The following is an 11,832-nucleotide window of genomic DNA, read 5'->3' as shown; positions in this document are numbered from 1 at the left end:
CCGAATGTCGGACATTTATTTCATCTGCCGGATTTCTTCCAGGTGCTTTTTAGCCAGGCCCTGTATTTTGGAAGTTTCAGCCAAAGACAGCTGATAGGCTGCTTCTGCAGCTTCCAGCGCCTCTTCGCGGTTGCCCATATCCTGACACACTTTTGCCAGGGTACTCTGATTGCTGTATTCGCGCGGTGCTACCACTACCGCCTGTTTCGCCAGCCGGTATGCCTGTTGCATCAGCAGCCTGTTACCTTCTCCCAGGTACTGACAACGACGGGCGATGAAACTCAGGCTTACATCATCTTTTTGCAACCATCCTTTCAACCCTTTATCGGTTACCCGGATAAAGTTCTTTGCATCCCCTATACCCAGGTAATAATCTGCTTCCATCATCAATGCTTTTTTCTGCAAGGCAGGATCAGCAGATTGCTGCCAGGGCGCCAGACGCGCAAAAAACGCCGTACTGTCTTTTTTCCGCATCAACGCATACAAAGCCGTACTCTGGAGGCGCTCCTCTATTTTTGCTACAGCTGGCCGGCCATAATTTTTCGTATAATCTGCTACGTTAGCCAGAAAATATTTCCCCAACCGATCTTCTTCACTCCAGGCAAACGCCTGTATCGCCTGCCATCCCAACGGTGTTTTCAGGTCAGCATCGGTCAGCTGTGCCATCAGCAGACTGCTCACGGAGTCGCCTTTATTGCGGTCTGTTTTCTGCAGGGCCAGCGCATAGGACAACAACACTTCATTGCTCCGGTTACCTTCCCGGAATGCTTTTTCCAACGCTACAAAAGAGCGGGCCGGGTCCAGCGCCTTTTTCCCTTCTTCCACAAATTCCGGCATCTCCATACGGGAAGTGGCCTTATGTATCAATTCTCCTTTGGCATTGAGGAAAAGATAGGTAGGAAATACCTGTACACCATAACGCTGACGTAAGGCAGGTCCTTCTCCTTTCTCCATATCTATTTTGTAATTGATAAACTTTGCATTGTAAAAAGCAGCAGCCGTATCATTTACAAATACATTTTTTTCCATCCACTTGCAGGGCGAACACCAGCTGGTGTAGCAATCAATAAATACCGGTTTGCCGGTGCGACCGCTTTCTGCCAGCACTGCTGCAAAGGCATCCTGCCGGAATACAATGCCGGCTGTTTTTTCCTGGGCATTGGCCGCGATGGCGGCCCCCAGGAAAAAACAAATATTCATCATCCGTACTAACTTTATCATCTTCCTAATTGTTTTAGATTAATAACCCGGATTTTGTACCACTACACCACCGGCAGATTGGACGGACTTATAAGGCAATGGCAGGATATACCGTTGTTTACCCATGAAATCTGGTTTAAAGGTTTTGATATCCAGCTCACCCAGGGTGGCAAAGCGTACCAGGTCATACCAGTCTTCTCCGCTTTCGGCACCCAATTCCTTTATTTTTTCTTCCCGGATAGCCTGTAACAACGCTTGTTTGTCATTCAGCTCCACATCCGGCATGTCTGCCCGCTTCCGTACTTTATTGAGGGCTGTCCGCGCATCTTCCAGGGTACCACCACTGCGTACAATCGCTTCCGCCTGGATGAGGTAAATTTCCGCCAGGCGCAGGAAATATTCGGTATCAGCCGGAGAAGGTTTACCATCGATGTTACCGTAATTAAATTTGTTATTCAGGATTCTGGTTCCTCTTACCTTGAGCGCAAACGTATCCCGTTTATCTCCTTTCATCAGCTGGGTATAATAGTCTGCCGGTGCAAACCAGTTATTGAAGGCATAGCCTTTATTATTCAGGTTGCTGGTGAGATCAAAGTTAGTCTGGAAGATGGCTTCTTCCGGCTGGAAGATTTTTTTGGTGAATACCTGAATAAAGGTGCTTTCCAGTTTCCGCTGACCGGAACTGATCACTGCCTTCGCCATTTCGGCCGCCGCCGCATATTGTTTACGGTACAGCAATACTTTGGCTTTTAACGCCATGGCAGACAGTTTGGAAGCATACAGCGTGCTTCTGAAATCCGGTGCTTCTTTGATCGCATCATCCAGATCACGGAGGATCACCTCATAGGTGGCCTTTACATCGGAGCGTGGTATAGCAGTAGCGTCCTTCACCGGTGTCAGCCGGATCACCAGGCCGTAGGTAGAAGCTTCATTATAAAACTCTCCGTATAGGCGTAGCAGGTAGAAATACCCCAGCGCCCGCAGGAATTTTGCTTCTCCTATGATCCTGGTTTTACGGGGATCATCACCAGGCAGTACACTGGTTTTAGTGATAATATGATTGCTCATATTAATCAGTTTATATCCACTCGTATACATGTTTTCTACCCAGTAATGCTGGCTTTTCGGATCATTAATGAAATAATCGTCCCCATCGTTACCGGGTTTCATGGTCACCCCCATTAATGAAGCGGCTGCTGGCATGTAATAAGTGAATGCCAGTCCTGTTCCATTCAGGATACCGTAGGTACCGTATAATGCACTTTGCGCTTTTTCTACCGTTGTAATGGCGTTTTCATCCTCCAGCTGATTAACCGGCTGTACATCGGTCACATTCACCAGGTTGCAGCCTGTCAGCATTAAAGCAGGCGTTATGAAAGCCAGGATATATTTTTTCATACACATGTTCGTTTAGAGATTAACGTTAATACCTGCTGTGAAAGACCGGGTGAGCGGGTAGATATTGGTATCGGTACCCTGGGTGAAATTACCGGCAGGTGCTGTATTCACTTCCGGATCCAGCCCTTTGTAACCTGTGAAGGTGAACAGGTTGGAAGCCGTGAGATATACCCGTACATTACTAACGCGTAAACGTTGCAGGAAAGGATTATTGAGCATATAGCTGACCTGCAGGTTTTTCAGTTTAAAGAAAGAAGCTTTTTCTATGAAGAAATCGGAATACCGGCCGTTGTTATTCGGATCGGCATTTACGATGCGCGGCAGGGTACCTGCTGTGTTATCAGGTGACCACGCATCCTGCAACATTTCCTTCGCATAGTTATTCCGGTAATACGAGAAGAGCACCATATCCTTACGTCCTGTATTGATCAGCGAGTTCCCTACACTGAAATTGAAGAAAGCGGTAATTTCCCAGGCGCCTATTCTTACAATATTGTTCCAGCCACCATAGAAGTCTGGTTCGGCTTTACCAATAATGGTCTGGTCTTCATCTGTAATACGGCCATCGCCATTTATGTCCACGAATTTCAGGTCACCGGGTCTGGTGCGGGAAGACTGATAGTAACCATCCGGCGCTGTTTTGTTGAGGGCGTCAATTTCTCCCTGATTCTGGAAGATACCTGCCGTTTTGTAACCGTTGATGTAACCCATACTCTCCCCTTCTTTCAGACGGCCCAGGTTATCGAAACCACCATTCAGTTTTTCTACCCGGCTACGTATACGCGTAATGTTTATATCGGTAATGTAGCTGAAATTTTTCCGGCGGATCACATCACTGCCTATCTGAAATTCCCAGCCGCTGTTGGAGAAATCACCGACGTTGTAATATTGTTCCTTTGAACCGGTTTCCATGGTAATGCTGCGCAGCAGAATCATGTCGCTGGTATACTTTTTAAAGTAGCCGATGCTACCTCTCAGTTTACTTTTGAACATACTGAAATCTACCGCCACATCCAGCTGGTTGGTAGATTCCCAGCGTATTTCCGGGTTAGGTACCGTATTCACGATGATGCCGTTTTTCTTATTGTAGTAACTACCGGAAGCAAAGAGGGTAGTATACTGGAAATCCGAAAAATTGGCGCTTCCTGTTTTACCGGCAGACACGCGTAACTTCAGGTCTTCCAGCCATTTCACCGGCTGCATGAATTCTGCAGAAGTCAGGCGATAGGCCAATGCAGCCGATGGGAAAAACGCCCAGCGATATCCCGGAGAAAACTTGGTAGATTCATCTGTACGGCCGGTAAAAGTGAAGTAATATTTGCTGTCGAAATTGTAGTTCGCCCGCAGGAAATAGGATTGTAATCCGCTGATGTTACCGCCACTGTTATAGTTGCTCAGGATACTGGCACCGCCCAGGTGGTTCAGGGCTTCATCATCCGAAAAATCATTGGATTTCAGGTTGGTGAAATCACTTTTATTCTGTTGAAAAGACATCCCCGCCATCGCATTCACATGATGTTTGCCAAAGCTGTGCAGGTAAGTCAGGGTGTTATCAAAAATACGGGTAGTACTATTGTTCGAATAATCTTCCCGGGAACCGGTACGGTTGTTTTTCATTTCATACACATCGGAAGACGGGGTGTAGCCCACCATATCACCTTTGATAATATTCCAGGACAAGTCTGAACGCCATCTTAATCCTTTCACGATTTCCACCTCTCCGAATAAAGACATCATCATATTCTGGCTCCGGGTACGGTTGGAAATCCGATCCAGCTGTGCTACCGGGTTAGACGTGGAACTATCCGGTGCTGCACCATAGCGGCCCTCGGCATCGTACACCGGAACATCCGGGCGGTAGCGGACAATGTTGTAATAGGCATTGCCATCATCGCTGTGCATCATGGAATAGTTCATATTGGCTCCCAGCCGCAGCCGGTCAAACACCGTAGTTTCCAGGCGGCTGCGCAGGTTGTAGCGTTTGAAACCACTGTATTTGATAACACCTGCCTGATCGGTAATACTACCCGATACGGCATACAGGGTATTGCCGTTATTGGACCCGCCATTGATATTCAGGTACAGGTTATGGGTTTGCGCTGTACGCATCAGTAGTTTTGGCCAGTCGGTACTTACACCGGGATACAGCAACGAGTCTTTAGGCATCGTTGTTCCTGCAGCTGTAAAGGCGGATTTTACTGCCTGCCGGTATTCGTCGGCATTCATCATCCGGTATTGTTTGCTGAAGTTGTCGATAGAAGCATTATAACCAACGGAGATATCCGCCTTGGGACCGGAGCGACCTTTTTTAGTAGTAATGATCACCACCCCGTTTGCTGCTCTTGAGCCATAGATCGCTGCTGCAGAGGCATCTTTCAGGATATCCATGCTTTCAATATCTTCCGGATTGATGCTGGCCAACGGAGAGATCTGACGCATCACATCTTTTTTGTATTGCTCATTGCCTTGTCCGCCTCCGATTTCTATGGGTACGCCATCAATCACATATAAAGGCTCGTTGTTACCGAAAGCAGAGGTACCGCCCCGGATACGGATAGATGCTACTGCACCTGGTGCACCGGTAGATTTCACCGCATGTACACCAGCAGTACGGCCGGCCAATGCCGCATCAAAACTGGTGGCATTCATTTTTTTCAGGTCATCTGCTTTCACGGAAGATATTGACCCTGTCAGGTCTTTCCGGTTTACCTGACCATATCCTACTACCACTACGCTACCCAGTGTTTTGGCATCTTCTGCCAGCTGCACATCCACCTGTTCGCCCGTGATCATCACTTCCCGGCTTTGCATACCGATGGCAGAAATCACCAGCACCTGTTTATCTTCCGGTACTTTGAGCGTGTACACGCCGTTCTCATTGGTAGAAGTACCGCGGGAGGTACCTTTCACCAGCACCGATGCTCCCGGCACCGGGCCTTTCTCCTTGAGGGAAGTAACGGTACCGGTAACGGTACGCATGGCAGCTACCGGTACGGCAGCCTTGAGAAAAATCACGATCCCGTCATTCATGGTACGATACTGCAGGTCTGTATTTTTCAGCAGCTGATCAAGGATCTGTGTGATGGGCGCCTCCCGGAAATCCAGTGTGTTGACCGAATATTTTTTTACATCATTTTCATTGTAGGAAATATTGATGTTACTTTTTGTCTGCAACTTTTTCAGGCAGGAAGAAATTGTTTCATAGCTAAAGGCAATGGTGGTTTGCTTTTGCAAATAAGACTGTGCCTGGGCATGCAACTGCACCACAAGACACAACAACAGACAAAGCAAGGCTGCTTTGCCCTTTTTTAAATGGTTGATGCGCATAGGAAGAAATTCCCTTTTCATAATAGTTGATTTTTAGAATGAATGTGGCAAGGCGTTATGATCAGCAAGGCCGGCCGGCAATCGTTATTTTTCTGTCTTTGATAGTATAGGTTATCTTATCGATCAGTTTCAACAGATCGAGTACTTTGGTGATAGGCTCCTTGTCGTTAAAATGAAGGCTGTTTATGCATCGTTTCAGTTGTTCACTGCTGAAAGTAATATCGTATCCATAAATGTTTTCCAGCTTCACGGCCAGCTCTTCCAGGCTTACGTTGGTGAGATAGATATCTCCGTTACGCCAGCTGTTGGCCTGCCCGGCGTTGACGCCACCGGTGGCATACAGTGCGGTAGCTGTGTTATAAATGATTTGCTCATCCTGGTGTAAGGTTACCTGGCATTGCTGTTGGTCCTGTACCTGTACACTGCCGGCTGCGACCGTCACTTTTTCCTGTTTTAACTGCGTATAGGCGGACACGTTAAAGGAAGTACCCAGTACCCGGATAGCCAGGTGAGGCGTGGTCACTATAAAAGGATGGGCCGCATCTTTGGCGGCTTCAAAAAACACTTCTCCGTTGCGGACTTTGAATTCCCTTTTTGCAGGATAGTCCGGATGATATTCCAGTGATGAGGCACTGTTCAGCCATACTACAGAACCATCCGGCATGGCCAGTTTCAGTCGCTTTCCGGCGGGGCAATCCAACGATACCCAGGTAGCAGGTGGCGATACTTTAGGTGAAAAGAAACTTCTTTTTATACCTATAAACAGCAGTAGTATAGCCGCTGCCGCCATCCAGGTAAGGCGCCGCCAGCGGAATGCGGGCTTCGCCGGAAGAGTCTCTGCATATAAAGCAGCCAGTTGCTCCCAGGATTGTTGTTTATATATTTCCTTTTCTTTCGCTTCCGGAATATTAACCGGCATCGTTTCCAGACTTTGATACCATTGTTCCAGTATCTGTGCTTCTTCGGCTGTAAGCTTTTGCTCCTGCTGCTTTTGCAGCAAAAAATGTATGTACCGGTAATTGAGCATAATCATTGGTTGACACTATAAGTACAAGGAAAGAAGGCGATCGTACCAGTGGAGCTAAAAAAAAAATTTGAGGAGATATATCTGCCATAAAAAAATTGGCCCGAAGCAATGCTTCGGGCCAATCATCCATCGTATTCGAATAACGTTAATCTGCCAGCAAAGGATTATACCGGATCGCTTCCGTTGGAATACGCACGATATACCGTGCATCCAGGGCGTTGAGGGTATAGGCCTTTCCTTTTAACATATGTGTGATAGCCGGCTGGGAAGTTCTGCGCAGGTCAAACCAGCGGTGTCCTTCAAAGGCCAGCTCACGGGCTCTTTCATCGTATATTTCCTGTAACAGCGCCTTACCGGTCAGGGCAGCAACACGGGTTACTTCTGCCTGGTAGAACGCCGGTGTTAAGCGGTTTTGTTTCAGGGTATTCAGATAAGTACGGGCTACTTCCGGCTGTTGCAGGTTGGCCGCTGCTTCTGCTGCAGACAGATAAATTTCTGCCACGCGGAAAGACTGCCGGTAGTTATTATCTGCATACTTGATTTTGATCACGGTGTTATTGCCTTTACTGTCTTTTCCGTAAAAACGTTTCAGGCGCAGATCGCCTTCCGCGTTGTACATCGATAACAGCTGATCTGAGACGAAGGCTGGCAGCAACATCTGTGCACTATAAATTACCTCATAAGCCAGAATCGCTTCCTTGGAATTATACACCGTAGGCAGTTCGGTGCTGGTGTTAAAGTCTACCAGGGTATTCTTTTTCTCCAGTACGGCACGGGCAGCCGCCAGGGCTTTTTCCCACTGACCGGTATATAAATAGATACGGGTAGCCAATGCATTGCCGGAGATCTTACCAAATTTATAGGAAGATGCTGTTTCAAAGGCATCTACATTCACCAGTGACAAACCGGTTTGCAGATCTGTAAAAATCTGATCATATACGGCTTTAACAGTACTGCGGGGTGCTACTTCTTCCATATCAATTTTAACAATCAGCGGTACGGCTTTATCAGTAGCTGCGGTAGCAGCATTATAATGCTTTCCGTACAGGTTTACCTGATTGAAATACTGGTAGGCGCGCAGCAGATGTGCTTCTCCCATCAACTGTTCTTTTTCGCCGGCTACGCCACCTGTAGCATCCGGCAATTCCTGAATCAGGTGATTGGCATAAAAAATGATTTTATACTTCTTCTGCCAGTTAAAGGTAAGACCGGTAGTGGTTACGCCGTTTTCATCCCATATAAAGTGATTCCTTACTCTTTCTACATCAGATGAGCGGCTTTCGTTCATCTTCACTTCATCTGTGCGCCAAAGCGTCAGGCCTTTATCATAGTCGGCTTCACTGTAAGCCTTGTTCAATTCCTTTTTGAAATCTGCTACCGTTCTCGGAATCACCTGTCCTACCGGCACAATATCCAGGTATTTCTTACAGGATGTTGCTGTGATAGCCAATACCAGCCCTGTGGCATATATTATTTTACGCATCATGCTTGAGTATTTTTAGAATGTGGCATTAATACCAATGGTATAGGTTTTAGGGATAGGCTGTGCATACGGATTACCCATGGTTTCCGGATCCAGGTAGCCATCGTAGTTGTTGGAGAACACAAACGGGTTGCGTGCTTCCGCTACTACTTTCAGCCCTTTCAGGCGGATTTTGGCGCCCATCTCTTCCGGCAGTCTGTAGCCCAGGGTGATGTTACGTACCCGCACATATCCACCATTTCTGATCCACATACTCAGATTGTTGTAATGTTCCGGACGTTGCTCATACCAGCGGCCCAGCAGGCGGAGCTGCGGATCCATGGCGCTGTTGTTGCCCAGCAGTGCCGGGTAGCTGCCATGTACATTGGCCGGTGTCCAGCGATCCAGGATGGCTGTGTTGGTGTTGGTACCACGGTTATACGCAATGGGACTGTAAAAAGGTTGTAACCGCACTTTCTGTCCCAGGTTGAACATCAGCCCGATAGACAGATCAAAACGTTTGTAGCTGAAATTATTGGTCAGACCACCGGTGTACAAAGGATCGGAAGTACCCATATCTTTGTACAGTTCCCGCTGCTGATCATTCGTGAGCGTGGAGTACGGGAACAGTCCTGCCAATTCCGGTTCGGAGGCAAAATCATCCTTGATCTGCAGGTAGTCCAGGAAAGAAATTACCTGACCGTCCTTGTTGACCATCACCATACCTTTATCATTCATACCAGCATAATCCAGGCCCCAGAGTACCCCCACAGGATGCCCCACACGGGAAGGCACAAAAGAGTTATCGGCCAGGGTTTCCTGCAATACCTTGTTCTTATTGTAAGCGAAGTTGAAGTCGGTAGACCAACGGAAGTCCTTACGGGTAATGTTGCGGGTATTGATACTGATCTCCAGCCCGCTGTTGCGCATTTCCGCCCAGTTGACACTCATCATCTGGAAACCGGTTTCTAACGGCAGGGAGTATACGTTGATCAGGTCTTTACCATGACGCGTATAATAATCTACGGTGATGTTCACTTTATTTTTAAAGAGGGAGAGATCAATACCATAGTTGGTGTTGATGGTTTTCTCCCATCTCAGTTTGGCGTTTGGCGGAGCAGATACATCAATCACATCCACCAGCTGGCCAGGGAGTAAACCGATGCGGCCATACTTACCCATCACAAACGGCGACGTGTTTTTATCTACGTTACCCTGCAAACCATAGGAAGCACGGAGGTTCAGTGTATTGATGAAATTCACCTGTTTCATAAACGGTTCTTCCATTACACGCCACAAACCACTCACAGACCATAAAGGCAGGTATTTGTATTTCGGATCTACCCCAAACATATCAGAACCATCGAAACGGATACTACCCGCAACGGTGTACTTGTTGTTATACGTATAGGAACCGGTACCAAAGAAAGATACAAAGGCATTTTCGAGGTAAGTGTTTTTATCTTTAAACAGGATAGATGCCTCGTTATCGTTCTGGAATTTTGGTGCGATGGTCGTCAGGGTCTGCGGATCATATCCATACCCGACCTTAGTCATCCCTTTGGTGGTAATTCTTCTCAGTTCATTACCCGCCAGGAAGGTGAAGTCATGTTTTTTCTGCAGGTTGAAGTTATACTCTGCCATGGTCTTCAACGTATACTGCTGCAGATCTTCCTGTGAATTATTGATGATCCCTCCTTTAGGCAGGAAAGTATTTTTATTGCCGGTAGCCGGATCAAAACGCTGGGTAATATCTGCCTGATGTCTTACGAAATAGGTATTTTCCAGCGCAATGCTTTCAATGCTTTTGTTTTCTGTCTGCACACCCAGCTGTGTACTGATATGCAGGCGGGGAATCACTTCGTAATCCAGTTTGAAGTTGGCATTTACTGCCTGTGCTTTATTGATGTTGCTGGTATTGCTTTGTTCTTCCAGTACGTTAAAGTCCAGGATGCTTTCTTCTCCCATGATGTTCCGGTCATAGATGTAATTACCGTTATCATCTTTTACCCGTGTATAGGGGTTAGCCATACGGGAGTAATTGGTCGGGTTGGTATTGGCAGCAGCATTGGTCAGGTAAGAAGATTGCTTACGCTGATTGGCAAACAAGCCGGCAGAAAATTTCAGTTTTTCTGACAGATCAAAATCTGTTTTCAGGGTGATGTTATACCGTTGTGCACCGGTACCTTTTACAGCACCTTGCTCATCATAATAACCACCGCTGAAATAATAGGCAGACTTATCTCCACCACCGGACACGCTTACACTGTGCTCCTGTGTAAAGGCACTGCGGAACAGCAGGTCATTCCAATCGGTATTGATACCACGTAAAGCGTTGATTTCATTACGGGCAGCGGCATTGATACCACCGAATCCTTTACCGGAAAGTTCGGCTGGCGTTACGCCATATTTATTCAGGATGCGGGAAACATCACCATTCGTAGCGCGGAAATCATAATCAGAAGTAAAGAGGTCCAGTTCCAGGTTCACTTTCTGGTCACTGTTCATCAGGTTCAATCGGCTGATATCCGGTTTCTGTGTAAACGTAAAGTTGTTGCGGTAATTCACAGACAGGCGATCGCCTTTTTTACCGGATTTGGTAGTTACCACAATCACCCCGTTGGCCGCACGTGCACCATAGATCGCAGTAGCTGCCGCATCTTTCAGTACGGTAATACTTTCGATATCTGCAGGACTGTAACCGGCGATAGAAGAAGTATATAACTGATCAATGTCCTTGTTACCTTTCATATCCGGCAGGTTATTGCCTTCAATCGGTAATCCGTCTACTACCCACAGCGGGTCCTGCGCACCTTGTAAGGAGGAGGTACCGCGAATACGGATTTTGGCTGCCTGTCCGGGTGCGCCGGAGAGCGTGCTGATAGCCACACCCGCCAGTTGTCCCTGCAACATCTGGTCTACTCCCATTACTCCACCGATATCGATTTTATCCATCGTAATTTTATCGGTGGCGCCGGTAGATTTATTTTTCCGGATCGTCTGGTAACCGGTGAATACAAATTCACTCAGATTTTTACCGGAGGTACCCAATGCAATCTGATAGGTATTACTGCTGGTGATATTCACCAGTTTGGTTTCATACCCCATGTAGTTTACGGTCAGCTGTTTTGCTTTCAGTGAGTCTGACAAAGAAAGGGTAAACTCTCCCTTTTCGTTGGTAATAGCGCCAATGCTGATATTCTCAATCACATTGTCTGTACCGGTAGCAGCGCCGATTGTTTTATTACTTACATACACGGATACACCGATCAGTGCTTCTCCAGAAGTGGCATCTACCACTTTTCCCTTAATAGTACGTCTGCCTTCCTGTGCCTGGGCGAGCCACGGAACGAGGCCGGCCACCAGCAACAGCAGTACTATTCTCAACAATTTTGGTCCTTTTTTCATGTAGCAGCTA

General features: G+C 47.1%; 6 protein-coding genes. All 6 read right to left on the bottom strand.

Going from position 1 to position 11,832, the window contains the following annotated elements:
• Positions 1 to 15: 15 nt before the first annotated feature.
• The 6 genes from OL444_RS10140 to OL444_RS10115 all read right to left on the bottom strand — a co-directional run bounded on the left by OL444_RS10140 (position 16) and on the right by OL444_RS10115 (position 11,822).
• Positions 16 to 1,221: a thioredoxin family protein gene (locus tag OL444_RS10140; protein WP_264733327.1), complete on the bottom strand. Its 1,206-nt coding sequence runs from the start codon at positions 1,219 to 1,221 to the stop codon at positions 16 to 18.
• An 18-nt stretch (positions 1,222 to 1,239) separates the two neighbouring features.
• Complete coding sequence (locus tag OL444_RS10135; protein ID WP_264733328.1) at positions 1,240 to 2,598, bottom strand: RagB/SusD family nutrient uptake outer membrane protein; 1,359 nt, start codon at positions 2,596 to 2,598, stop codon at positions 1,240 to 1,242.
• A gap of 12 nt (positions 2,599 to 2,610) precedes the next feature.
• Entirely contained in the window at positions 2,611 to 5,946 is a 3,336-nt protein-coding gene (locus OL444_RS10130) for a TonB-dependent receptor (protein WP_264733329.1), read from the bottom strand.
• A gap of 40 nt (positions 5,947 to 5,986) precedes the next feature.
• A complete protein-coding gene (locus OL444_RS10125) occupies positions 5,987 to 6,952 on the bottom strand; it encodes a FecR family protein (protein WP_264733330.1) in 966 nt (321 codons plus the stop codon).
• 145 nt (positions 6,953 to 7,097) lie between these two features.
• Positions 7,098 to 8,438 (bottom strand): RagB/SusD family nutrient uptake outer membrane protein, encoded by a 1,341-nt coding sequence (locus OL444_RS10120; protein ID WP_264733331.1) that lies wholly within the window; start codon positions 8,436 to 8,438, stop codon positions 7,098 to 7,100.
• Between the two features lie 12 nt (positions 8,439 to 8,450).
• Positions 8,451 to 11,822 carry a SusC/RagA family TonB-linked outer membrane protein gene (locus OL444_RS10115; protein ID WP_264733332.1) on the bottom strand — a complete coding sequence of 1,124 codons (3,372 nt, stop codon included), beginning with the start codon at positions 11,820 to 11,822 and terminating at the stop codon, positions 8,451 to 8,453.
• Between the last annotated feature and the right edge of the window lie 10 nt (positions 11,823 to 11,832).

Source organism: Chitinophaga nivalis (assembly GCF_025989125.1).
GTDB classification, from domain to species: domain Bacteria; phylum Bacteroidota; class Bacteroidia; order Chitinophagales; family Chitinophagaceae; genus Chitinophaga; species Chitinophaga nivalis.
This window is presented reverse-complemented; position numbering and strand designations above follow the sequence as displayed.

Bases quoted from the DNA above. Each gene is read 5' to 3' on its own strand.
- OL444_RS10120 (WP_264733331.1), bottom strand. From the start codon at position 8,438: ATGATGCGTAAAATAATATATGCCACAGGGCTGGTATTGGCTATCACA.
- OL444_RS10115 (WP_264733332.1), bottom strand. From the start codon at position 11,822: ATGAAAAAAGGACCAAAATTGTTGAGAATAGTACTGCTGTTGCTGGTG.
- OL444_RS10140 (WP_264733327.1), bottom strand. From the start codon at position 1,221: ATGATAAAGTTAGTACGGATGATGAATATTTGTTTTTTCCTGGGGGCC.
- OL444_RS10125 (WP_264733330.1), bottom strand. From the start codon at position 6,952: ATGCTCAATTACCGGTACATACATTTTTTGCTGCAAAAGCAGCAGGAG.
- OL444_RS10130 (WP_264733329.1), bottom strand. From the start codon at position 5,946: ATGAAAAGGGAATTTCTTCCTATGCGCATCAACCATTTAAAAAAGGGC.
- OL444_RS10135 (WP_264733328.1), bottom strand. From the start codon at position 2,598: ATGAAAAAATATATCCTGGCTTTCATAACGCCTGCTTTAATGCTGACA.